General features: G+C 66.9%; 18 protein-coding genes and 1 other RNA gene. 10 read left to right on the top strand and 9 right to left on the bottom strand.

Features of this window, described 5'->3' with window-relative positions:
- Positions 1-117 precede the first annotated feature (117 nt).
- A complete protein-coding gene (locus ACYQ4T_RS11675) occupies positions 118-702 on the bottom strand; it encodes a hypothetical protein (protein WP_459854030.1) in 585 nt (194 codons plus the stop codon).
- A gap of 562 nt (positions 703-1,264) precedes the next feature.
- On the opposite strand from ACYQ4T_RS11675, the gene ACYQ4T_RS11670 reads away from it, so the two are divergent.
- The 4 genes from ACYQ4T_RS11670 (at position 1,265) to ligA (ending at position 6,622) form a co-directional block, all read left to right on the top strand.
- Positions 1,265-1,651, top strand: a complete 387-nt coding sequence (locus tag ACYQ4T_RS11670; protein ID WP_459854028.1) for a hypothetical protein — start codon at positions 1,265-1,267, stop codon at positions 1,649-1,651.
- 204 nt (positions 1,652-1,855) lie between these two features.
- On the top strand, positions 1,856-2,863 hold the full coding sequence (locus tag ACYQ4T_RS11665) for an outer membrane protein assembly factor BamD (RefSeq protein ID WP_459854026.1): 1,008 nt from the start codon (positions 1,856-1,858) through the stop codon (positions 2,861-2,863).
- A gap of 7 nt (positions 2,864-2,870) precedes the next feature.
- Positions 2,871-4,538 (top strand): DNA repair protein RecN, encoded by a 1,668-nt coding sequence (gene recN / locus ACYQ4T_RS11660; protein ID WP_459854024.1) that lies wholly within the window; start codon positions 2,871-2,873, stop codon positions 4,536-4,538.
- Entirely contained in the window at positions 4,535-6,622 is a 2,088-nt protein-coding gene (ligA, locus tag ACYQ4T_RS11655) for an NAD-dependent DNA ligase LigA (protein ID WP_459854022.1), read from the top strand. Before recN ends, ligA begins: the two co-directional genes overlap by 4 nt.
- A 15-nt stretch (positions 6,623-6,637) precedes the next feature.
- Here ligA and ACYQ4T_RS11650 read toward each other — a convergent pair whose 3' ends face one another.
- Entirely contained in the window at positions 6,638-6,826 is a 189-nt protein-coding gene (locus tag ACYQ4T_RS11650) for a DUF4169 family protein (protein ID WP_459854020.1), read from the bottom strand.
- A 167-nt stretch (positions 6,827-6,993) separates the two neighbouring features.
- Between ACYQ4T_RS11650 and ACYQ4T_RS11645 the strand changes: the two genes are divergently transcribed.
- Positions 6,994-11,319, top strand: a complete 4,326-nt coding sequence (locus ACYQ4T_RS11645; protein WP_459854018.1) for an AsmA family protein — start codon at positions 6,994-6,996, stop codon at positions 11,317-11,319.
- A gap of 343 nt (positions 11,320-11,662) precedes the next feature.
- Complete coding sequence (locus ACYQ4T_RS11640) at positions 11,663-12,652, top strand: DUF2280 domain-containing protein (protein WP_459854016.1); 990 nt, start codon at positions 11,663-11,665, stop codon at positions 12,650-12,652.
- Between the two features lie 6 nt (positions 12,653-12,658).
- Here the strand turns inward: ACYQ4T_RS11640 and ACYQ4T_RS11635 are convergent, their stop codons facing one another.
- The 3 genes from ACYQ4T_RS11635 to fumC are packed head-to-tail and all read right to left on the bottom strand — an operon-like array spanning position 12,659 to position 15,314.
- A complete protein-coding gene (locus tag ACYQ4T_RS11635) occupies positions 12,659-12,895 on the bottom strand; it encodes a ribbon-helix-helix domain-containing protein (RefSeq protein ID WP_459854014.1) in 237 nt (78 codons plus the stop codon).
- Positions 12,895-13,908 carry an ornithine cyclodeaminase family protein gene (locus ACYQ4T_RS11630; protein WP_459854011.1) on the bottom strand — a complete coding sequence of 338 codons (1,014 nt, stop codon included), beginning with the start codon at positions 13,906-13,908 and terminating at the stop codon, positions 12,895-12,897. Before ACYQ4T_RS11630 ends, ACYQ4T_RS11635 begins: the two co-directional genes overlap by 1 nt.
- Positions 13,905-15,314, bottom strand: a complete 1,410-nt coding sequence (fumC, locus tag ACYQ4T_RS11625; RefSeq protein ID WP_459854009.1) for a class II fumarate hydratase — start codon at positions 15,312-15,314, stop codon at positions 13,905-13,907. Before fumC ends, ACYQ4T_RS11630 begins: the two co-directional genes overlap by 4 nt.
- Positions 15,315-15,571: 257 nt before the next feature.
- On the opposite strand from fumC, the gene ACYQ4T_RS11620 reads away from it, so the two are divergent.
- The gene (locus ACYQ4T_RS11620) at positions 15,572-19,600 is read left to right on the top strand and encodes a response regulator (protein ID WP_459854006.1); all 4,029 of its coding nucleotides are present in this window, start codon (positions 15,572-15,574) and stop codon (positions 19,598-19,600) included.
- A gap of 13 nt (positions 19,601-19,613) precedes the next feature.
- Positions 19,614-20,756, top strand: coding sequence for a response regulator (locus tag ACYQ4T_RS11615; protein WP_459854003.1), 1,143 nt, complete (start codon positions 19,614-19,616; stop codon positions 20,754-20,756).
- A gap of 16 nt (positions 20,757-20,772) precedes the next feature.
- Here the strand turns inward: ACYQ4T_RS11615 and ACYQ4T_RS11610 are convergent, their stop codons facing one another.
- From ACYQ4T_RS11610 to ssrA, 4 genes are all read right to left on the bottom strand, one after another.
- Entirely contained in the window at positions 20,773-21,174 is a 402-nt protein-coding gene (locus ACYQ4T_RS11610; RefSeq protein ID WP_459854000.1) for a response regulator, read from the bottom strand.
- 144 nt (positions 21,175-21,318) lie between these two features.
- Entirely contained in the window at positions 21,319-21,558 is a 240-nt protein-coding gene (locus ACYQ4T_RS11605; RefSeq protein ID WP_459853997.1) for a hypothetical protein, read from the bottom strand.
- Positions 21,559-22,041: 483 nt separating this feature from the next.
- The gene (locus ACYQ4T_RS11600) at positions 22,042-22,566 is read right to left on the bottom strand and encodes an SspB family protein (RefSeq protein ID WP_459853994.1); all 525 of its coding nucleotides are present in this window, start codon (positions 22,564-22,566) and stop codon (positions 22,042-22,044) included.
- 107 nt (positions 22,567-22,673) lie between these two features.
- Positions 22,674-23,031, bottom strand: a transfer-messenger RNA (tmRNA) gene (ssrA, locus tag ACYQ4T_RS11595).
- A 73-nt stretch (positions 23,032-23,104) separates the two neighbouring features.
- Between ssrA and thyX the strand changes: the two genes are divergently transcribed.
- Both thyX and ACYQ4T_RS11585 read left to right on the top strand, forming a co-directional pair.
- Positions 23,105-24,043, top strand: a complete 939-nt coding sequence (thyX, locus tag ACYQ4T_RS11590; RefSeq protein ID WP_459853992.1) for an FAD-dependent thymidylate synthase — start codon at positions 23,105-23,107, stop codon at positions 24,041-24,043.
- A gap of 7 nt (positions 24,044-24,050) precedes the next feature.
- Positions 24,051-24,623 carry a L,D-transpeptidase family protein gene (locus ACYQ4T_RS11585; RefSeq protein WP_459853989.1) on the top strand — a complete coding sequence of 191 codons (573 nt, stop codon included), beginning with the start codon at positions 24,051-24,053 and terminating at the stop codon, positions 24,621-24,623.
- The last annotated feature ends 2 nt before the right edge of the window (positions 24,624-24,625 follow it).

Raw genomic sequence — 24,625 nt, 5'->3', positions numbered from 1 at the left:
CGCGCTCGAGCCGATTATGCTTGGTGGCCTCTCGATCGGCACCACTATTGCCGATGAGTACGACTCTGCGGTGGAGGCGTCAATATTACTGCGTCTCGAGGGCTAGGTCGCGGGGCTTCAACCCGGCGGGGTAGCGCCGAGGCTGCGGATCGGCTGCCCGCAGGTGAAGACCCCGCTCCAGAATTCTACCCCATTGCTGACCTGCCGGGCGCCGGCATAGTCCGCCTGGAGCAGCTTCGGGTCGCCGGTCAGGCAGGTTGCGTGCATGATCCGCGCCGCCTTGCGTTCGGGCAGGTCGTCGCGGGCGATCTGCCCGGAGATCTCATAAGCCGGCAGGCCGTTCCGGTCGGGCACCCTTTGGACGAAGCTGTCCTCGATCATGAGGCTGGTGATTGCGTAGTTGCAGGTGAAGCCTGCTTCCAGCAGCTTCGCGTCGACATATGCTCCGCGGGAGACATTGTCCCCCCACGACATCCCCTGGGCATAAAGCAGCCGAGGACTTCCATTCGGGCATGCGAGCGACATCACCCTGGAGGCGATGTCTTCCGGCGATTTTCCTTGAGGCAGAGGTGCAAAGATGAAGTAGCTGGGTGGGTTACTGCCGTTCTCGACGTGCATGACGGCGTTACCCTCATAGACGGCGACAAGCGTGTCGCGCGAGCCCTGACAGCCGGCCAACAGCAGAAAGGCAAGAACCGCCAAGCGAACTCCACGCCATGGCCGCAAGTTCGTCACGCACATCGGAGTCCCCGCGTTCCCTCGTAGGAAACCGCACGCTCTTCGTCGACAGGAACAACTCGCGTCCCATGACGATCGAAGCCCCCACTAACATTCGCACGGAGTCTACACGTCCCGGTTGGAGAACGGCAAGGCGACCTCGAAAAGCCAACGGCCGCCCTTGGCGCACTTCTCCGCCCCAGTTGCGATCGCGATTGTAAAATCGCGCGCGCCTCCTACATACTGTCCGTTCAACAATGGAAAGGAGGTGGTCAGATGTCTCATTGTCATATGCCGCAGAGGGCGGTTCTCATGAGCACGGCCTCCGAAGTTGGGGTCGGGCTTCGTTGAGCTGCCGCCTCTAGGCAGGGCAATGGAAGGGCCTCCTCCGGGAGGCCCTTCGCTTTTGGGGCGCGCTCGAAGGGGCGCGACGGCGTTCCTTTAGGCTTCCACATTCCGCACCTGCGCTTCACCGTCCTTTAAGACCTCGCAGTCCAGAATCCTCCCGAGGGCACCGTCCAGGTGCCACGCCAACGGGGGATCCACCTTGAAGACAGCGTCATTTCGGACTGCATTTCGCCGGGCGGCGTTCGCGCTCGGTGTCCTGGCGATCACCGGCGGCTCGGCGCTGGCCGGCGAGCAGGATTTCTCGCTGATCAACGCCACCGGCTATGAGATCAGCGAGTTCTACGTGGCGCCGACGCAATCGTCGGACTGGCAGGAAGACGTGCTCGGGCAAGACACCCTGGGCGATGGCCAGCGGGCCAACATCTCCTTCAGCCGGGACACCGACACCTGCGCCTGGGACCTGAAGGTGGTCTATTCCGAGGACAATTCCTCGGCCGAATGGCACGGGGTCGATCTCTGCCAGCTCTCGGTGGTCACCATCAAATACGACGCCGATTCCGGCGAAACCTCGGCCTACGGCGAGTAAGCGCGTCCCGAACCGCCCGGCACGCCCCGAGCGGGCCGCCGGGCGGTTCTTTTTTGCCAGCCTTACTAAGGGTTTGGCGGGCATCCACCGGGCTTGAGAAGGACCGCCGCTCCGCCTATAGTCCGCCGGGTCTAAACAGGGAACGGCGGAATCGTGCGCCTCATTCGGAGTTTCGGGCGGTCCATCCGCGCCACGGCATTTCCCGTGGCGCTCCTGGCGCTCGCCGCCTGCAAGAGCCCGGAGCCGGAAATCCCGGATACCCCGGTCGATGTGCTCTACAACAACGCGCTCGACACGCTGAACACCGGCAATACCCGCCAGGCCGCGAAGCTGTTCGACGAGGTGGAGCGCCAGCATCCCTATTCGACCTGGGCCACCCAGGCGCAGCTGATGTCGGCCTACTCCTATTATCTGATCGACTCCTACGACGACGCGATTCCGGCGCTGGAGCGGTTCATCGATCTCCATCCCGGCAACCGCGGCGCGGCCTATGCCTATTATCTGCGCGCGCTTTGCTACTACGAGCAGATCGCCGACGTGTCGCGCGACCAGGGCAATACCGAGGAGGCACAGCGCGCGCTGTCCGACGTGATCGCCCGCTTCCCGAACACCCCCTATGCCCGCGACGCGACGTTGAAGCTCGACCTGGTGCGCGACCACCTGGCGGGCAAGGAGATGTCGGTCGGGCGCTATTACATGGAGCGCGGCCAGTATCTCGCCGGCATCAACCGCTTCAAGAACGTGATCGACCACTACCAGACGACCACCCATGTGCCGGAGGCGCTGGAGCGCCTGACCGAATCCTACGTGGCGCTGGGCGTCTACGCCGAGGCGGAGCGCACGGCCTCGGTGCTCGGCTATAACTACCCGGGCAGCCAGTGGTACCAGGATGCCTACAATCTGCTGACCAGCAAGGGCATCGCGATGGAGACCGCGGCCGAGCTGCCGCCGGTCGTGACCGACCCGAACAAGGCGCCGGAAGGCCCGCCGCCGCCGGAGCCGCAGCCGGACCAGGCCACCAACGATCTCGGCCTGCCGCCGCCGCAGGCGCCGGTCGACAGCAACTCGGTGATCCAGAACCAGACCGGACCGGGCCTGCCGCCGCCGCCCCCAGCGGTGCCGACACCGCCGGTCGAGGAACAGCCGGTGCCGGTGCCGGATTCTCAGCCGTCGCCGGACGACGGCGGCGTGTTCGGAAGCGGCGGGCTCTAAGCGGTCCATGCTGGTCGGGCTGACCGTCCAAAACATCGTCCTCATCGACCGGCTGGAATTGAGCCTGGCCGCCGGCTTGACCGCGCTGACCGGCGAGACCGGCGCCGGCAAGTCGATCCTGCTCGACGCGCTCGGCCTGGCGCTGGGCGCGCGGGCCGAGGGTGCCCTGGTGCGGGCCGGCGCGACCCAGGCCGGGGCGACGGCGACCTTTACCCTGCCGGAGCGCCATGCCGCCCACGCGATCCTGGAAGAGCAGGGGATCGAGCGCGACGACCTGCTGATTCTGCGCCGGCAGGTCGGCGCCGACGGCAAGTCCCGCGCCTTCGTCAACGACCAGCCGGTGAGCGTGGCGCTGCTCCGGCGGATCGGCGAGCTGCTGATCGAGATCGAAGGCCAGTTCGAGGTGCACGGGTTGCTGGATCCGGCGACCCACCGCACCCATCTCGACGCCTTCGGCGGTCTGGAAGCCTCGGCGGACAAGGTCCGTGCCGCCTATCGCGGCTGGCGGCAGGCGCAGGAGGCGCTGGACGGCGCCCATGCCGAGCTGGAGCGCGCCCGCGCCGACGAAGACTATCTCCGCCATGCCGCCAGCGAGCTGGAACTCGCTGACCCGAGGCCGGACGAGGAGACCGCGCTCACCGCCGAGCGCCAGCAGCTGATGCACCGCGAACAGCTGCTCGAGGCGATCGAGGCGGCGCATGGCGAGCTCGCCGGCGAGCGCGGCGCCGACCGCGCGCTGGCCTCCGCCGCGCGCCGGCTGCAGCGCATCGCCGACAAGGCCGGCGCCGGACTCGATCCGGTGGCGAGCGCGCTCGATCGCGCCGCCGCGGAACTCGCCGAGGGCATCGCCGGTTTGCAACGCATGGCCGCCGATCTCGACGCCGACCCCAACCGCCTGGAGAAGCTGGACGACCGCTTGAACCTGCTGCGCGAGCTCGCGCGCAAGCATCGCGTCGCGGTAACCGCCCTGCCGGACCTGCTCGCCGACTTGAAGCGCCGCCTGGCGCTGATCGAGGGTCAGAGCGCCGATCTCGGCGCGCTGAAGAAGGCGGCCGAGGCCGGCCTCGCCGCCTATCGCGACGCCGCCACGGCGCTGAGTGCCGCGCGCGCCAAGGCGGCGAAGGCGATGGATGCCGCGGTCAACAAGGAATTGCCGCCGCTCAAATTGGAGAAGGCGCGGTTCGCGACCCGCATCGAGACTCTCGGCGAGGGGGATTGGGGCGAGGGCGGCTGGGACCGCGTGCAGTTCCAGGTCGCGACCAATCCCGGCGCGACACCCGGCCCGATCAACCGCATCGCCTCCGGTGGCGAGCTTGCGCGCTTCATGCTGGCGCTGAAGGTCACGCTGGCCAGCAACCAGCCGGTGCCGACCCTGGTCTTCGACGAGGTCGATTCCGGCATCGGCGGCGCCACCGCCGCCGCGGTCGGCGAGCGGCTGCGGCGCCTGGCGAAGAAGGTGCAGGTGCTGGTGATCACCCATTCGCCCCAGGTGGCGGCCTTGGCGCAGAATCATCTCCGGGTTGAGAAGCGGACGGTGAAGGGCAAGATCGCCACCGCGACCACGCCGCTCGACGAGGCCGAGCGCCGCGAGGAGATCGCCCGCATGCTCTCCGGCGCCGTGGTCACCGACGAGGCGCGCGCCGCCGCCGACAAGCTGCTGGTGGGCGCGGCGTGAAGGCGAAGCCGGTCGACACCCTCACCGAAGCCGAGGCGAAGAGGGAACTCGCCCGCCTCGCCCTGGAGATCGGGCATCACCGCGCGCTCTACTACCAGAAGGACGCGCCGGAGGTTTCCGACGCGGAGTTCGACGCGCTGGTCCTGCGCAACGAGGCGATCGAGCAGCGCTTCCCCGATCTGAAGCGCGCCGACTCGCCGAGCGAGAAGGTGGGCGCGGCGCCGGCGGCGGGCTTCGCCAAGGTGAAGCATCTGGAGCCGATGCTGTCGCTGGACAACGCCTTCAGCCGCGAGGATGTCGAGGATTTCCTCGGCAAGATCCGCCGCTTCCTGGGGCTCAAGCCCGAGGTCGATATCCCGCTGGCGCTCGAGCCGAAGATGGACGGGCTCTCCGCCAACCTGCGCTACGAGGACGGCGCGCTCACGGTCGGCGCCACCCGCGGCGATGGCGCCACCGGCGAGGACATCACCCAGAATCTCCGGCAGATCGCCGACGTGCCGGTGAAGCTGAAAGGCAAGGTGCCGAAGCGGGTCGAGATCCGCGGCGAGGTCTTCATGACCAAGGCCGGCTTCCTCAAGATGAACGCCGAGCGCGAGTCCCAGGGCGAGGCCACCTTCATGAATCCGCGCAACGCCGCCGCGGGCTCGGTGCGCCAGATGGATCCGCGCATCACCAAGGCGCGACCGCTGCGCTTCTTCGCCTATTCCTTCGGCTTCGCGGAGGGCTACGACTGGCCGAAGACCCATACCGAGCTCTTGAAGCAGCTGAAGGCCTGGGGCTTCGCGACCAACCCGCTGAACAGCCACGCCCACGACCTCGACGGCGTGATGCGGTTCTACGACAAGATGGCGATGGACCGCGCCGATCTCGACTACGACATCGACGGCGTCGTCTACAAGGTCGACGACCTCGCGCTGCAGGAGCGGCTGGGCTTCGTCGGCCGCGCGCCGCGATGGGCGATCGCGCATAAATTCGCCGCCGAGCAGGCGATCACCAAGTTGAACGAGATCTTCATCTCGGTCGGCCGCACCGGCGTGCTGACGCCGATCGCGATGCTGGAGCCGGTCAACGTCGGCGGCGTGATGGTGTCGAAGGCGACCTTGCACAACGAGGACGAGATCGCGCGCAAGGATATCCGCGAGGGCGACCGGGTCATCGTCCAGCGCGCCGGCGACGTCATCCCCCAGGTGGTCGGCGTGGTGGAAGACCCCAAGGCGCGCCGCCACGAGCGCTTCGACTTCAAGAAGAAGATCAAGGGCGTCTGCCCGGTCTGCGGCAGCCACGCGATCCGGGAGGAGGGCGGCGCCGCCTGGCGCTGCACCGGCGGCCTCATTTGCCCCAACCAGGCGACCGAGCGGCTGCGCCATTTCGTCGGCCGCGGCGCCTTCGACATCGACGGCTTCGGCGACAAGACGATCAAGGAATTCTTCGACCTCGACTGGGTGAAGTCGCCGGCCGACATCTTCAAGCTCGAACGGCACCGCAAGGCCCTGCTCGAGCGCGAGGGCTGGGGCGAGGCCTCGGTGCAGAAGCTCATGGACGCGATCGCGGCGCGGCGGACCATCGCGCTCGACCGCTTCATCTATGCGCTCGGCATCCCGCAGGTCGGCGAGGTGACCGCGCGGCTGCTGGCCAAGCACTACCTCACCTTCAAGGCCTTCCGCGAGGCCATGGTCGCGGCGGGAACGGTCGGCAGCCAGGCGCGTCAGGATCTCGACGAGATCAACGGCATCGGCCCCTCGGTGGTGGACGACCTCACGGAATTCTTCGCCGAGAAGCACAACACCAAGGTGATCGACGCGCTGGAAGCCGAGGTCGAGATCGAGGCCTTTGTGCCGGTGGTCGCCGCCGACAGCGCCATCGCCGGCAAGACCGTGGTCTTCACCGGCACGCTCGAGAAGATGACCCGCAACGAAGCCAAGGCCCGGGCCGAGAGCCTCGGCGCCAAGGTCGGCGGCTCGGTCTCGTCCAAGACCGACTATCTCATCGTCGGCGCCGATGCCGGTTCGAAAGCGAAGAAGGCCGCCGAACTCGGGGTGAAGACCCTCACCGAGGACGAGTGGCTGGCGATGATCGGCCAGTAAACGACGATGAAGGCCCTAGCTTTTTTCGTCCTTCTCCAGCCGCGTGCCCTGATGCAACCGCGCGCTGCGTTCCGCGGCGCGGCGGTCGTTTTGCTTCTCCGCCTTGGTTCGGCCGTATTTGACGCGGTTGGCCTCGGCCCGCGACTCGTCCTCGGCGCGGGCCTTGGCCTTGCGCCGCTTGTTCAGGTTGACGATTTCAGCCATCGGGCCTCGCGCAGATTTCACTGAAAAAACCGTTGGAATGCCTTGCCGGGCATTCTTTCCTTTGGCGATAATGCGGGGAAGCGCGGGGAGAGCGCAAGAAGGCGGCCGAACCCGAGACGATCCGGGGGCGTTTGGCCGTAAGGGCAATAAGGGCGGAGCGCGTGATCATGAAGAAGTTGCTCTATGTCATCGGCGGCATCGTGGTTCTGGTGGTCGCGGCCGCGTTGATCGCCCCCTTCTTCATCGACCTCAACGACTACAAGGGCACGATCGAGGCCAAGGCCAAGGAGGCGACCGGCCGCGACCTGAAGATCGAGGGCAAGATCTCGCTCTCGATCCTGCCGCTGCCTTCGGTCAGCGTGGACGGCATCAAGTTCGGCAATGCGCCCGGCGGCACCGCGCCCAACATGGCGGAGATCGAATCGGCCAAGGTCAAGGTCGCGCTCATGCCGCTGCTCTCGCACAAGGCGCAGATCACCGACATCGTGCTCACCCGTCCGGTGATCGTGCTGGAGAAGCTGAAGGACGGCACCGGCAACTGGCAGCTGACGCCGCCGGCCTCGACCGGCGGCACCACCACGAGCGAGCCGGCGCCGGCTCCCTCGCCGGACGGCGCGACCGCTTCCGCCGGTGGCTGGGACATCCAGATCGACGGCGCCACGCTCGAAGACGGCACCGTGATCTACCGCGACCTGGCCGCGGGCACCGAGCAGAAAGTCGAGAAGATCAACCTCGGCCTGTCCATGGCCAGCCTCAATGGGCCGTTCGACGCCAAGGGCAGCCTCATCGCCATGAACCTGCCGCTCGGCTTCAGCGTCAAGTCCGGCCGCATGGACCCGACCGCGCCGATGCCGATCGACCTCAACCTGACGGTCGGCGAGACCAAGGGCAGCTTCGGCTTCTCCGGCCAGGCCGACATGTCGGCGGCCGCAGATCCGACAAAGCCGATCGTCACCGGCAAGCTCTCCGCCAAGGCGGAGAATGTGGCCGAGCTGATGGCGGCCCTCTCCGGCGGTGCCGCCGCGGCGCAGCCGCCCGCGCTGGCGCGGCCCTTCTCGCTCGCCGGCGACGTGACGGCGGGCTCGGCCGCCGCCGACATCAAGAATCTCGCTGTGTCGCTGGGCGACGTCGCGGCCCAGGGCTCGGTCGGTGCCAAATACGGCGAGGCGACCACCGTCGACGCCGATCTCGCGGTCGGCCGGGTCGATCTCGACAAGCTGATGCCGGCGGGCAAGGCCGGCGAAGCCACCGAGAAGAAAGCCGAGGGCGAATCCGGCGGCGGCGAAGCGAAGCCCGCGGCGCCGTTCACCCTGCCGACCGGCATCACCGCCAATGTCACGGCGACGGTCGAGCAGATCGCTTATCAGGGCAAGGCGATCGACGGCACCAAGCTGGTCGCCCAGCTGAAGGACGGCGCGCTCAACCTGACCCAGCTCTCGGCGCAGCTTCCGGGCAACACCGCCTTCACCTTGTCCGGCGTGCTGGCGCCGAAGAACGACCAGCCGAGCTTCACCGGCGCGGTCAAGGCGAGCTCCGACAACCTGCGCGAGGTCGCGGACATGTTCGCGCCGGGTGCGCTCAACAGCGTGCCGGCCGACCGGCTGCGCAAGCTGGCGCTGACCAGCCGCTTGAACGCGAGCCCGGCCCAGGTCGAGGTCGCCGATCTCAACGCGACCCTGGACGGCTCGAAGATCTCGGGCGGCGTCATCCTGGCGCTGCCCGACAACCAGAAGCGCAAGCGCATGGCCTTCGGCGTCGGCCTCTCGGTCGACAAGCTCAACGTCGACGGCTACCTGCCGCAAGGCGACAAGAAGGCAGCGGCGCCGGCGGAGACCGCGGCCGCCGACACCGCCAAGAAGGGCACGCCGGACAACCCGCTGAAGGCGCTGGCGCCGCTCGGCGACCTCGATGCCAATATCGAGGTGAAGGCCGGCAGCCTCACCATGAACGGCCAGCAGGTGAAGAACCTGCATGCGCTGATCGGCCTGGCCGACGCGACCCTCAACATCAAGGACGTCTCGGTCGGCGACCTGATGGGCGGCAAGGGTGCGATCGAGGGCACGGTCTCCGATCTCAAGGGCGACCCGAAGTTCGACATCGCCTATGACATCTCGGCCAAGGATGCCGGCAAGCTGATGGAGATGGGCGGCATGCCCGGCCAGGCCGGCAAGCTCGGCCGGCTCGATCTCAAGGGCAAGGCTAACGGCAATGCCAACGACGTCACCTTCGACGTCGCCATGGCGATGACCGGCGTCGGTCTCAACGGCACGGCCAAGGGGTCGGCGGCCGGGTTGATGGCCGGCGGCATTCCGAAGATCAATTCCACCTTCGACATCAAGGCCAAGGATACGGCGCCGCTGGCGCAATTGTTCGGCGGTCCGGTCGACGCGGCGAAGCAGCTGGGCTCGGTCGCCTTCGCCGGCACCGCGCAGAGCGGCGCCGATGACCTCACCTATGACGTCACCCTGTCGATCGGCGGCATCGGCGGTTCCGGCAAGCTCGCCGGCAAGGTCACCGGGATCTCCGGCACGCCGCAGGTCGATACCACGCTCGACCTCAAGGCCGAGAAGCCGGCGCCGCTGCTGCAGCTGGCCGGCCTCGCGGGACCGAAGGCGCAGGCCATGGGCACGCTCTCGGCCGCCGGCGCGCTCAAGGGCAATGCCGAGGACATGAACCTCAATCTCGATCTCTCGGCTGCCGGTGCCACGGCCAAGGTCGCCGGCAATGTGAAGATGCCGAAGCAACAGCCGATCGCCTTCGATCTCGCGGTGACCGCCAACCATCCGGAATTCACCGACCTGATGAAGATGGCGGACCTGCCGGCGGGCGCCAAGGGCGGCCCGCTCGCGGTTGCGGTCAAGGCGGCGGGCAGCACGCAGAAGGCCTCGGTCAGCCAGCTCGACGCCAAGTGGGGCGATTCCAGCCTGACCGGCACGGCCAACTACGACGCGACCGGCGCCACGCCGATGATCACCGCCAACCTCACCGGCGGCACGGTCAACCTGACGCCGTTCATGGCGCCCTCGACCAAGAGCAATGCCGGCAAGAGCACGACCGGCTCCGGCGGCAGCGGCTCGCCGGCCAAGACCAGCGGGCCCTGGTCGACCGAGCCCTTGGACCTCTCCGCGCTCGGCAAGCAGGACGCGGATATCGACTTCAAGGCGAAGTCGCTGATCATGCCCGACCAGCGGATCGACGACCTCACCGCCAAGATCACGATCAAGGACGGTCTCATGACCATGCAGACCTTGAACGGCAAGATCTATGGCGGCTCCTTCGACCTCTCCGGCACCTCGGTCAACGGCAACGGCACGCCGAAGATCGACGCCAAGGTCGCGGTGCAGGCGATCCAGCTGGCCGAGCTCTTGGGCGGCGGCATCGCCGGCAGCCAGGTCAAGGGCCCGATCTCCCTCAACTTCGACGGCACCGGCAGCGGCCTCTCCCAGGCCGACATCGTCCGCTCGCTGACCGGCAAGGGCAATCTCGACGGCACCGTGCTGATCATCGGCAAGATCGAGCAGACCGTCGGCTCGGCGCTGATCGGCGTGCTCGGCCAGAAGGTGAAGCAGGTGCAGGGCATCGCCGAGAAGATCAACGGCGTGCTCTCGGCCTATACCGGCGTCGACAACAAGCTCGACGGCACCTTCAACATCACCAACGGCGTGCTCGATACCCAGGACACCGCCTTCACCAACCCGCGGGCGCGCGGCACGGCGAAGGGCAAGGTCGATCTCGCGCAGATGGCGCTCAACCTGCTGGTCGACCTGTTCGGCGCCGATGCGCAGGAAGCCTTCATGAGCGTCAATCTCGACGGGCCGGTCAGCTCGCCGAAGCCGTCCTTCTCCGGCGGCGGCGCGGCACCCAGCGCCAGCGGCATCCCCGGCCTCAACATCCCGGGCGTCAATCTCCCGGGCCTGGGCGGTGGTGCGAGCGACACCTCGGCGCCGGGCAGCAGCATCGGCGGCACCGCGGGCGAAGCGGTCGGCGGCGCCCTCGGCGGCACCGGTGGTGCTGCGGTCGGCGGTGCGGCCGGCGGCCTGCTGAACAACGTGCTCGGCGGCGGCAAGAAGAAGGACCAGGCCCCGGCGACCCAGGACGCCGCGCCCGCCTCGCAGGACGCCGCCCCGGGTGCGGAACCCGGTGCGGTCGGCACCGCACCGGCGGCGCAGCCCGAGGAGACGGCACCGGCTCCGGCCGAGGCAGCGCCGGCCGAACAAGCGCCTGCGGCAACCGAGCAGCCGCCGGCGGAGGCACCGGCCGCCGAGCCGGCGCCCGCCGCGGAACCGGGTGCCGCCCCGGCCGAGCCAGCACCGGCTGAACAAGCGCCGGCGGAAGCAGCTCCCGCAGAGCAGCCTCCGGCTGAGCCGGCACCCGCCGAACCAGCGCCAGCTGAGGCGGCGCCCGCCGAACCGGCGCCGGACGAGCTGATCCCGGTCCCCGGCAACGAGACGACCACCGAGCCGGCGGGAGAGCCGGGCACCAGCGGGAACTGATTGAAGAGCGTGTGGGTCTTGCTTGGCTCAAGCCGCCGCAAGCGGTTGCACGAGCCTTTCCGAGCGCTGGCTGCACTCCCTCGCCCCTTAGGGAGAGGGTTGGGGTGAGGCCTTGGCGCTGCCTGAGGCCTATCAGGCTCCCAGAGTAGTGCCGAAAATCACACCATTGTGTAAGTAGCCAATCAAGGCTATACTCCCTCCCGCAGAGTGACTCTCTGTCGGCCACCTGCGCCCCCGCCCTGCGGGCCATTCCACTTTCCGGCAGCTTCGTGCCGCGTGCCCGCTTGGCAAAACCGAAGGCGACGGTTGTCCCCGCGCGTCGCCGAGCCCGTGAGGAAACCCCATGGCCCTGACCCCAACCCAGACCCCACCCAGACAGCACGCAGACGCCCCGCAGTTTTCCCCGGACCGCCTGAAGGCGTTCATCGAGGCGCGCCTGCGCAACCGGGAGGCGCCCGAGCGGATCGCCGCCGGCGTGTACGCGTATTTCGGCGTCGCGCTCGATCCCGACCAGGTCGTCCCCTACTGGCGGGGCGAGTTCGTGCTGCCGACGCAGACCGAGCACAGACAGGACAAGGAGTCGGTGCAGCTTCCGGCGGACCGGCCGCCGGAGCCCGAGTTCACGCGCAGGACGGAGATCGAGGCGGCCGCGCCGACGGTGTTCTCCATCGCGCCCGATGATGCCCCCGCAACGCAGACCGGACGCAGACAGGATGCGGAATCCCCGCAGGATGCGGACGCCCTACAAATTCCCGCCGACCCGGTCGATGACCCCCGCGTGACGCGCGAGGCGCGCGACGCGGCGCTCGAGGCTTTGGGCGCGCTGGCCAGGGCGCGGCTCGGCATTACGCCCGATCCCGCAAAAGCCGCCGACGGCGCGCCGGCGGAAGATGCGGCAACGCAGACTGGACGCAGACAGAATCAAAAGACCAAGTCGGTCCTGACCGACGAAATGAAGGCCTTTATCGTGCGCGGCCTGGCGCGCTACGAGACTCCCACGCGCGTCGCGGCCTCCGTGCAGCTTGAGTTCGGCATCGCCATCGACCGGCGGCAGGTCTATGCCTATGACCCCGCCGGTTCGCGCCCGCCGGCGCAGCGCTGGATCGACCTCCATGCCGCGACCCGCGCGAAGTTCCTTTCCGCCGTCGCCGAGATCGGCGTCGCGCAGAAAGTGGTGCGGCTGCGCATGCTCGATCGTTTCGCGAACCGCCTCGAGGAAGCCAACTACCCGGAGCGGGCCGCCGCCTTCCTGGCGCAGGCGGCCAAGGAATGCGGCGGCTTCTACGAACGCTACGCGCGCCCGCACCGCGCCGCGGCGCCGGCCTCCCGGTGAGGGGTCTCAGCGGGTGTTGCGCTCTCGCAGCACGAACACCCGGATCGCACTGGAGAGGTTCGGCGCCGCGGGATCGGCGGCGCGCGCGTCGTCGATCGCGGCGATCAGGCCGGCGACCGTGGTCTTGCGCGCCTGCGCGATGGCCGTGAGCGCTTCCCAGAAGGCCGCTTCCAGCGTGATGCTGGTGCGATGGCCGGCGATGCTGACCGAATGCTTGCGGAGCCGGGTCGGCGCATCCGTCATCAGCGGAACCGCAAGCTCTGGCCGAGCCCCTGCTGCGCCGCCTTGTCGAGCAGCGCCGCGCCCAGCGCGATGTCGCTGAGGCTCAAGCCGCGATGCCAGAACAGGATGGTCTCGTCCTCGCGCTCGCGGCCGGGCTTCTTGCCGGCGACGATCTCACCCAGCTCGGCATGCAGATTGGCTTCGCTCAGGCGGTCGGAATCCACATGGGCGCGCAGCGCGCCGAAGGGCAGGCCCTTGCGGCATTGGCCCCAGTCATCGACCACCATCTTGTCCATGATGTCGGTCAGGCTGAGCTCGACCGCGCTCATCGTGCCGTAGGGGACGACGAAGGCGCCGCGCTTGATCCATTCGGTCTTGAACAGCGGCTCGGGGGCGGGCAGGCGCGAGGCCTCGACCAGGATGTCGGCGCCCTTGAGGCAGTCTTCCCAGTTGTCGGTGGCGACCACCTTCTTGCCGAGATCGGCGGAAAGCCGCGCCGCGAAGGCCTCGCGGCTCTCCGGCCGCTTGGAATGGACCCGGATCTCGTCGAAGTCGAACAAATGGTCGAGCAGCCGCACGTTCCAGGTGGCGGTGCCGCGGGCGCCGACATGGCCGAGCACGCGGGAGTCCTTGCGCGCGAGATGCTTCGCGCCCAGCGCCGTCATCGCCCCGGTCCGCATGTCGGTGATCGCGGTCGCGTCGAGGATTGCCTTCGGCATGCCGGTCGCGGGATCGAACAGGTTGAGGATCGCCATCTCGGAAGGGAGGCCGAGCTTGTAGTTGTTGACGAAGTCGCCGACCACCTTCACGCCGGCGAAGCCCAGCGGCTTCACCTCGCCGCGCAGCACGTTGAAATGCCCCCGCGCCGGGCTTTCTGGGATGAGATGGACGCGCGGCTCGATCACGGTCTCGCCCGCACCCTGGGCACGCAGGCCGGATTCCACCGCGGCCAGGATCTCGTCGTCACTCAAGGCGAGCCGATCGACATCCGCGCCGTTCAGATAGGTGATGTGGACTTCCTGGTCCGACTTCACTTCGGCCCGAGCATGTCTTCCGGCCGCACCCATTGGTCGAACTGCTTCTCGGTCAGCAGGCCGAGCGCCAGCGCCGCTTCCTTCAGGCTGGTGCCTTCCTTATGCGCCTTCTTCGCGACCTTGGCGGCGTTGTCGTAGCCGATATGGGTGTTGAGCGCGGTCACCAGCATCAGCGACTGGTCCAGCGACTGCTTGATCCGCGGCAGATTCGGCGTGATGCCGACCACGCAATTGTCGGTGAAGCTCATGCAGGCATCCGCAATGAGTTGTCCGGATTGCAGCACGTTGTGGATGATCACCGGCTTGAAGACGTTGAGCTCGAGATGGCCGTTGGAGCAGGCGACGGTGACCGCGACGTTGTTGCCCATGATCTGGGCCGCCACCATGGTCATCGCTTCGGCCTGGGTCGGGTTGACCTTGCCCGGCATGATCGAGGAGCCGGGCTCGTTCTCCGGCAGGTTGATCTCGGCCAGGCCCGAGCGCGGGCCGGAGCCCAACAGCCGGATGTCGTTGGCGATCTTCATCAGCGAGGCCGCCAGCACGTTATAGGCGCCGGAGATTTCGGCGAAGGCGTCATGCGCCGCCATGCCCTCGAACTTGTTCCCGGCGGCGACGAACTTGACGCCGCTGAGCGCCGAAAGCTCGGCCGCAAAGGCCTTGTCGAAGCCCTTGGCGGCGTTCAAGCCGGTGCCGACCGCGGTGCCGCCTTGCGGAATCTCGAGCAGGCGCGGCAGGCAGGCCTTCACCCGCGCGATGCCGTTCTTCACCTGCGCCGCATAGCCGGAGAACTCCTGGCCCAAGGTCACCGGCGTCGCATCCTGGAGGTGGGTGCGGCCGATCTTGATGATCTTGCCGAACTCCTTGGCCTTCTTGTCCAGCGCCTGCTGCAGATGCGTCAGCGCCGGGATCACCGCGTCCAGCGCCTGGCGCACCGCGGCGATGTGCATCGCGGTCGGGAAGCTGTCGTTGGACGACTGGCCGTAGTTCACCTGGTCGTTCGGGTGGATCGGCTTCTTGTCGCCGCGCTTGCCGCCCAGCATCTCGTTGGCGCGGTTGGCCAGCACCTCGTTGACGTTCATGTTGGTCTGGGTGCCGGAGCCGGTCTGCCAGACCACCAGCGGAAAGTGATCGTCCAGCGCGCCGGAGGCGACTTCCGCCGCCGCGGCGTCGATCGCCTTGCCGAGCTTGGGGTCGAGCTTCTTCAGCTTCATGTTGGCGCGGGCCGCCGCCTGCTTCAGCAAGCCGAAGGCGCGAATGAGGCCGACCGGCATCCGCTGCCCGCCGATCTTGAAATTCTGCAGGCTGCGTTGCGTCTGCGCGCCCCAGAGCTTGTCGGCCGGGACGTCGATCGGGCCGAAGGAATCGGTTTCGCTGCGGGTGGCGGTCTTCGCTGCGGCTTTCGCCATGGGGGAGGGCTCCGGATGAGGCAGGATGGGCGGGTTTTAGCGGTAAAACGCAGTCGGGAAAAGGGTCGGGCGGCGCGGCGCGATTCCGCACGCCTCCCGGCGTGCGTTTGCGAAGAAGCCGTTAATTTTCAAGGGCATGCCGAATTTGCACGGCTCGCAAGGCGGGAACAGCCTTAACGTACAGTAAATCTTCGCTCTTTAGAGTCCGCTGGGAACTTCGGCCGCCCAGGGCGGCCCAGGCAGGGAGCGATCATCGGATGCGCGTGGCGAGCGAACAGCGCCATCGGACCGAACGTGCGGTTGCAGGCATCTATCGCCTGCTGCGCGCGCTCGCGTTGCTGGTCGGCCTGCTGCTCTCGGTGCCGAGCGCCGCTTTCGCCCAGACCGCGCCCGAAGGCGAGCAGGTCTGGGTGCCGCTGAGCTCGCAAGAACGCAGCTGGCTGGCCAACCACCAGCCGATCCGGCTTGGCCTCTACAAGGGCGGCTGGGCGCCGTTCGACCTGATGGACCGCACCGGCCGGCATCAGGGGATCAGCGCCGACTATCTCGCGCTGGTGACGCAGCGCCTCGGCATCATGGTCGAGCCGGTCGTCTATCCCGATTGGCATTCGGTGCTGGAGGCGGCCAAGCGGCAGGAGGTCGATCTGCTGGTCTCCGTGGGCCAGACGCAGGAGCGTGAAGGCTATCTCGCCTTCTCCAAACCCTACATCACCAGCAACAACGTAGTGGTCGCGCGGCGCAGCGATTCCGCGATCCGCTCGCTCGATGATCTCGGCGGCAGGACCGTGGTGCTCGAGCAGGGCTACGCCATCAACGACGTGCTGCCGGTCAAGGTGCCGACCGTCAAGATCGTCAATGTCGAAGACACCGAAGCGGCCTTGCGCGCGGTGGCTTCCGGACGCGCCGACGCCTATGTCGGCGACCTCATCGTCTCAACCTTCCTGATCAGCCGGCTGAACCTCGCCAACCTCGATCTGCGCGGCGAGGCCGGCTTCAAGACCAGCGAGCTGCATTTCGCCGTCCGCAAGGACTGGCCGGAACTCGCCGGCCTGCTCGACCGTGCGATCGAGACGATCAGCGATGCCGACCGCCAGCAGATCCGCGACCGCTGGCTGCCGCGCGTATCCTCGATCGACTGGGGCGACATCGCCGCCAAATACTGGCCGATCCCGATGGCGATCGTGCTGCTGCTCGCCTGGGCGGTGATCGTGAACCGTCGCCTGCGGCACGAGGTGGGAGAACGCCTGAAGGCCGAACGGGATGCCGAGCGGCATCGCGCCGAGCTGCAGGCGATCATGGATAACGCGCCGGCGCTCATCTACCAGAAGGACCTCGCCGGGCGGTATCTCTTCGTCAACAAGCATTGGAGCGAAGCCTTCGGCTTCAAGGACGGCGACGCCGTCGGCAAGACCGACCACGAGCTCTTCCCGGCTTCTTCCGCCGACGAGATCGTCGCCAGCGACAAATATGTGATCGACAGCGGCCAGGTGCGGATCGCCGAGGAACGGCTGCCGCTGGTCGACGGCATGCACACCGCCATCAACACCATGTTCCCGCTGATGGACGAGCTCGGCAAGGCCTATGCGGTCTGCGGCTTCTGCACCGACATCACCGAGCGAAAGCGTGCGGAGGAGAAGTTCCGCATGATCTTCGACAACACGCTCGACGCCTTCTTCCTGTTCAACGCCCAGGGCTTTCTCGACTGCAATGCGGCAGCGTTGCGGCTGTTCGGCATTCCCGACCGCGCGCGGATGCAGGGCCTGGACATCATGGATCCACGCCTCACGCCGCCGAACCAGCCGAACGGCGAGGCCTCGGCGGACGTCGTCAAGGCGGCGCTGGACGAAGTCGTGCGCACCGGCCATCCGGTCACCTTCGACTGGTGCAATCGGAAATGGGATACCGGCGAGCCCTTCTTCAGCGAAGTCGTGCTGATGATGCTCGAGCTGGAAGGCGAGCACGTCGCCTTCGCCAATGTCCGCGACATCACGCCGAGGAAGCGCGCCGAGGAGGCGATCCTCAACGCCAAGCAGGCGGCCGAGGCGGCGACCCAGGCCAAGAGCGACTTCCTCGCCAACATGAGCCACGAGATCCGCACACCGATGAACGCGATCATCGGCATGTCGCATCTGGCGCTGAAGACCGCGCTCGATCCCAGGCAGCGCGACTACGTGAAGAAGATCCAGCAGGCCGGCCAGCACCTGATGGGGATCATCAACGACATCCTCGACTTCTCGAAGATCGAGGCCGGCAAGCTCTCGACCGAGGAGATCGACTTCGACCTCGAGAAGGTGATGGAGAACGTCTCGACCCTGGTGTCCGAGAAGGCCGGTGCCAAGGGGCTGGAGCTCATCATCGAGGTCGATCGCACGGTGCCGGCGACCTTGCGCGGCGACCCGCTGCGGCTCGGCCAGATCCTGATCAACTATGCCAACAACGCGGTCAAGTTCACCGAGACCGGCGAGATCCACATCGCGGTCAAGGCCGATGCGATCGCCGACGACTATGTCGTGCTGCGCTTCTCGGTGCGCGACACCGGCATCGGCATGACGCCGGAGCAGACCGCGCGGATGTTCCAGTCCTTCCAGCAGGCCGACAGCTCGACCACGCGCAAATACGGCGGGACCGGCCTCGGGCTCGCAATCTCGAAGCGCCTGGCCGAGCTGATGGGCGGCACGGTCGGGGTCGAGAGCGAGGCGGGGCAGGGCAGCACCTTCTGGTTCACCGCGAAGCTCGGCAAGGGCGCGGCGCAGCGCAAGGCGCTGATCCCCAACCCGGACCTGCGCGGGCTGAAGGTGCTGGTGGTGGACGACAACCCGCACGCCCGCATGGTGCTCGCCGAGATGCTGTCGGATATGACTTTCGAGACGCTGCAGGCCGGTTCCGGCGCGGAGGCGGTCGAGGCGCTGAAGGCCGAAGCCGCCGCCGGAAAGCCGATCCAGGCGGTCTACCTCGACTGGCAGATGCCGGCGCTGGATGGATTGGAAACCGCCGCGGCGATCGGCGCGCTCGATCTCGATCCGGCGCCGCATCTCATCATGGTGACGGCGCATGGCCGCGAGGACGTGTTGAAGCGGGCGCCCGCCGCGGGCATCGAAGCCGTGCTGATCAAGCCGGTGGCGCCCTCGCTGCTGTTCGACACCACGATCCGCATTTTCGGTACGGTGCCGGAAGAGGCCACGGGCGAGAGCCGTGCTGCGGCCGACGAACTCATCGCCTTGCCGGAGAATCTGCAAGGGTCCCGGGTGCTGCTGGTCGAGGACAACGACTTCAATCAGGAGGTCGCGACCGAGCTGCTGAAGGAAGTCGGCCTCAAGGTCGAGGTGGCGGAGAACGGTGCGGTCGCGCTGGACAAGCTCCGTGCCGCGCCGGCGGGCACCTTCGACCTGGTCCTGATGGACATGCAGATGCCGGTCATGGACGGCATCGCCGCCACGATCGAGATCCGGAAGGAGGCGCGGTTCGACAGCCTGCCGATCGTGGCGATGACGGCGAACGTCATGGCGGCGGAGCGGCAGAAATGCCTGGACGCCGGGATGAACGACCATGTCGCCAAGCCGATCGATCCGGCCGCGCTGTTTGGCGCCCTGGCCCGCTGGCTGACGCCGCGGGCGGAGGCCGAGCCTGAGCCGCGCCGTCGCGCGGCGACCGTCGCCGATCTCGCCGACGGCTTCGATCCCGCCGGCCTCAACATCGATGGGCTCGATGTGAAGCTCGGTCTTTCGCGCGTGCTCGGCAAGCGGCGGCTCTACAGCGACCTGCTGCTGAAATTCGCCCGCGACCAGACCAAGGCGCCGCAGCTGCTGCAGGAGGCGTTGGGCGGCCGGGATCTGCCCACCGCGCAACGCCTGGCGCATACCGCCAAGGGTCTCGCCGGCAACATCGGCGCGACCCGGCTGCAGGAACAGGCGGCGCTGCTGGAGGCGGCCATCCGCGAGCGCGCGCCGCGGGAGAAGATCGATCCGCTGCTCGACGTCTGGCGCGCCGGGTTGCGCGATCTCATCTCCGAGCTCTGGGCTTCGCTGCCGGCGCCGCAGGCCCGGCAGCAGAACGGGGCGGCGAACGACACCGAGCGGCAGCGCGACGTCATGCGCCGCCTGATGGCGCTGTTGAAGAACGACGACAGCGACGCCGTCGATCTGGTCGATGCCGAGGCCGATACCTTGCGCGCGGCCCTGGGCGCCCCGGGGTTCGAGGCTTTGGCCGAGGCGTCGCATGCCTTCGATTTCGATGCCGCATTGCAGGAATTGAGCCGCGGCGCGCAAACCGCCGATCTCGCGCTCTGAAAGGATGGGACTTATGGAAACCGTCGAACAAGGAAATGTCCCGACCATCCTCGCCGTCGATGATGCGCCGGTCAATCTGTCGCTGATCACCGGTCTCCTGAAGAGCCACTATCGGGTGAAGGTGGCCAATTCCGGCGAGAAGGCGCTCAGGATCGTGCATTCGGACCTGCCGCCGGATCTGGTGCTGCTCGACGTGATGATGCCCGACCTCGACGGGATCGAGGTTTGCCGGCGGCTGAAGGAGGACCCGCGGACCCGGCATATCCCGGTGATCTTCCTGACCGCCATGACCAAGAGCGAGGACGAGCGCATCGGCCTCGAGGCCGGCGCGGTCGATTACATCACCAAGCCGATCAGCCCGCCAATCCTGCTGGCGCGGGTGAGGACCCACCTGCAGCTCAAGGCCGGCCAGGACTTCCTCAAGGACAAGAACGCCTATCTCGAGAGCGAGGTGTTTCGCCGGACCCGCGAGGTGCAGGCCATTCAGGACGTGACCATCCTGACCATGGCCTCGCTGGCGGAGACCCGCGACAACGAAACCGGCAACCACATCCGCCGCACCCAGCATTACGTGAAGGCCCTGGCGCTCAAGCTCCGGGATCACCCGCGCTTCGCCGGCTATTTCACCGACCATGTGATCGATCTCTTGTTCAAGTCGGCGCCGCTGCACGACATCGGCAAGGTCGGCATTCCCGACAAGATCCTGCTGAAGCCCGGCAAGCTGACGCCGGAAGAGTTCGAGATCATGAAGACCCACACCACGCTCGGTCGCGACGCGATCGAGCAGGCGGAGCGGCAGCTGGGCACGCCGGTCGAGTTCCTGAAGCTGGCGAAGGAAATCGCCTATTCGCACCAGGAGAAGTGGGACGGCTCCGGCTATCCGGAGGGTCTTTCCGGCGACGGGATTCCGGTTTCGGCGCGCCTCATGGCCGTGGCGGATGTCTATGACGCGCTGATCAGCCGCCGGGTCTACAAGCCGGCCTTCACGCATGAGCGCGCGGTCGAGCTGATCGCCGAGGGACGCGGCAAGCATTTCGATCCGGACGTCACCGATGCCTTCATGGAGATCCGCGAGGAGTTCCGCACCATCGCCAAGAAGTTCGCCGATACCGACGGCGAAATCGCCCGGCAGGCGGAGCGGCTGGTCGAGGCTTGATTTCGGACGTTCAGGCTTAGGCGGCGGCGCCGAGCGCGGAATCCACGGCCGCCGCGAGCGCGCCGGCGGGGAAGGGCTTCTCCAGGATCGAGCTGGCGCCGAGCCGGCGGGCCATGCCGAGCCCGTCGAAATCCACGGAGCGGCCGTGGCCGGAAATCGCCACCACCGGGATCTTGATTTGCTGCTCGCGGAGCCAGTTCATCAGCCCGAGCCCGTCCTGCACCGGCATGAAGATGTCGGCGACAATGGCCTGGGGGCTGAAGTCGTGGATCAACTGCTGGGCGGCGCGGCCGTCCTCGGCGCAGATCGTCTGGTAGCCGGCCGCCCGCAGGCAAAGCGACAGCGTGGCCCGGACCGAGGGCTCGTCGTCCACCACCAGGACCAAGGGCAAAGTGTCGCCGCCGCCGACTGCAGACATGGAACGCTCCTGACGTCAGTACGCCCGCAGCATGGACTGGAGAGCGACCTCCATCATTGATCCAAATCAACCGTGGAGACGATTCCTTGGATCTGGCCCGCCCGGCCACCCTCCCCCGAAAACGGGGGAGGGCTTTGCGGGCGACTAGCTGTCGAGGCCGATGTCGCGCCGAAGGTGCGGCGAGAGCTCGACCAAGCGGATCGACTGGATGCGATACCGCCACAGGTCACCCCTGAACCGGCGACGCGGGGGCGCCTGGCCGGACTGCGAAAGCAGGATCGGCCGAGGGCTCCGCTGGCGATCGCGCCTGAACGCGGTCGTCAAACGGCCGAGGATTCCCGGCGAGCCGGCGATCAGGTTCAGGAAGCTCAAATAGAGCGCCATTTTCTTCTCCATAAGGTTGTGCCGAAGCGTCGCGCGCGGATGCACGAGGACAAGACTTCTCCTTCGTCGAACGACCCTCTCGGGATGCGCGCGGCGTTTTGGCGGTTTCAGCGGTGGAACAACTCGATGTCGGCGAGCGGCGCGGATGCTTTCGCGGGCCGCGACTCTTTGAATAGGCGGAAGAACGATGACTCCAGAGCTCCGGCGGCGCGAAAGCCACGGAAAACCGAGAGTCCAACAGATAGGCCCCGAGAAGGGGATCGCTGTCTTAGATGTTCTGGCTTAATTCAAGGAGTCACAGAGCGAAGGCATGCTGCCTTCACCGGTATCGAATCAGGCGTGCGAAACGCCATCCATGTTGCAAGTCATTCGACGACCTCCTCCTTGATTTGAGAGGCGCGCGCAACATACCGAGTCGAATGCGCTGCGTCAACCCGCCACAATGTGAGATTGCGCACGAAACCCGCGAGCGTGTGTGCGCGGTCAGTGCTTCTTGCGGAAGTTATCGAGCGCGATGACGGTCGCGGGCTTGCCGCCGTCGCTGCTTTCGGCGGGCTTCGTCGCTTCAGACTTCTTCGGCAGCGCGGTCGGCGCTTCTTCCTTAGCGACAGCGGGCGCCACCTTGTCGCCCGGCTGCAGCTCGACCTGCTGGTTCTTCAATTCGAATTGCAGGCCGAACTTCACCGAAGGGTCGGTGAAACTGACCAGCGCTTCGAAGGGCACATGCAGGCGCTCATGCTTGCCGCTGAAACTTAATGTCACCGCGAAGGCTTCGTCGGTCACTTCGAGACCCCAGAACTGGTGCTGGAGCACGATTGTGATCTCCTTCGGGAATTGCGCTTTGAGGGCAGGTCCGATGGAGACGCCGGGGAAGTCGGTGCGGAAGGTGATGTAGAAATGGTGATCGCCGGGCAGGCCCTTGGTCGCCACTTGCGCCAGTACTTCGCGCGCGACGCCGCGAAGTTGCCGCTCGACGATTCGATCGTAACCCAGTTCGTCCTTTGCCATGCCGATCCAGCCGTTCCCCTGCCGCTTCCCTGGAACCCTGCCCCTATCAATCTACAGGGGCGGCGCCTCTTTGTGGGCGCCTTCGTCCGGGAACCGGTCGAAAATTCAGTGGGGGGCATTCTGTTGCCCGGCGCCCCCCGAACCGCGTTCTAAGTCAACAGCTTATAGCCCGCGAGGGCTATTAGGCCGCCAGACGAAGATCAGATGCAACGTTGTCGTTGGCATCTCTGAAATGGCCCGATAACGGCGGTACCATGCCGAGCAAAAACTCTGCCTTTACCACGCGCGTCGATCCTGTTTCGCCCCCATAGCGGCCAGCCAAAGCCATGCATTGGCTGGTGAAAATGGTGGAGGCGCCGGGTACTGCCCCCGGGTCCGCAACGCTTATTCTACAGAGCGTTTATCGCCATAGTCGGTTGCCCGACAATCGTTAATATAGGCATTGACTGGACCGGAATCAAACGGGCCCTTGTTTGCCCCCGGCGTCCGGATCGCGTAAAAGTCCCGCCCATTTACGCGAACCCAGGTTGCCCGAGTCATGCCGCTTTCCCCCGACCAGCAAGCCGAAATCGACCGCCAGCGCGCGGAATCGGCGCCGACCCGCCGGCCGGTGGCGCCGGCGTTGGAGGAGGTGCTTTACCAGGCGATCCCGGTGCTCGATCACGGCTTCGTCCGGGTGATCGATTACATGGGCGACGATGCGGCCGTGGTCCAGGCGGCGCGGGTCTCCTACGGCAAGGGCACCAAGAAGGTCAGCGAGGACAAGGGCCTCATCCACTATCTGATGCGGCATCGCCACTCGACGCCGTTCGAGATGTGCGAGATCAAGTTCCACGTGAAGCTGCCGATCTTCGTCGCGCGGCAATGGATCCGGCACCGCACCGCCAACGTGAACGAATACTCGGCGCGCTACTCGATCCTGGATCGGGAATTCTACATTCCGGCGCCGGAGCAGCTCGCGGCGCAGTCGGTCGCGAACCGCCAGGGCCGCGGCGACGTGCTGACCGGCGCGGAGGCGGCCCGCGTGCTCGACATCCTGAAGCAGGATTCGACCACCGCCTACGACCACTATGCCGAGATGCTGAACGAGACCGAGGCCGGCGAGACGATCGATGCTGGGAAGCAGGGTTTGGCGCGCGAGCTCGCGCGGATGAACCTCAGCCTCAACTTCTATACCCAGTGGTATTGGAAGGTCGATCTGCACAACTTCATGCATTTCCTCAGCCTGCGCGCCGACGCTCATGCCCAGTACGAGATCCGGGTCTATGCCGATGCGATGGTGGACGTGCTCAAGAAATGGGTACCGCTGACGGCGGAAGCCTTCGAGCAGCACCGGCTGCATGCGACCACTTTGTCGAAGGGCGCGCTCGATGCGATCCGGCGCATGCTGAAGGGTGAGACCGTGACGCTCGAGACCAGCGGTCTCGGCAAGCGGGAATGGGCCGAGCTCCAGGCCGTGCTGAACGGCGAGCACTGAACCTTCGATGTCCGAAGCTGCTTCCATCGCGGTCGAGGCCGCGCCGCCGCTCATTCTGCCGGAGCCCCGGCGCTGGCGACCAAGCCGCAGGCTGACGGTGCTGTGTTGCGCGATTGCGCTCCCGCTGCTCGGCTTCCTCGCCTTCGTCACGATGGCCGGCCAGGTGATCGCGCTGTCCATCGGCCCGGTCGACCAGGTGCTGGTGGACAAGAGCGCCAGGAAGCTTTGGCTGATGCGCGATGGCACACGGCTCTACGAGGTCGATATTTCGCTCGGCAAGAATCCCCAGGGGCAGAAGCGGCGCGAGGGCGACCAGCGGACGCCGGAGGGTCGCTACGCGCTCGACTGGCGCGATGCCGGAACCGACTATCACCGGGCGATCCTGGTCTCCTACCCGAGCAAGGCGGACCTCGCCCGCGGGGCGGCCGGCGGCGAGATTATGATCCACGGGCAGAAGTATTTCTGGCGCTGGTTCACCAAGTCGCCGCTGACCAACGGCTGCATCGGCGTCGGCAACATCGCCATGGACATCATCTGGTCGGCGACCGAGCTCGGCACGCCGATCGAGATCAGGCCCTGATC

The sequence above is a fragment of the Dongia sp. agr-C8 genome, assembly GCF_054658695.1.
Note: the sequence above shows the minus strand (reverse complement) of the source record. Positions and strands in the feature narration are given on the sequence as shown.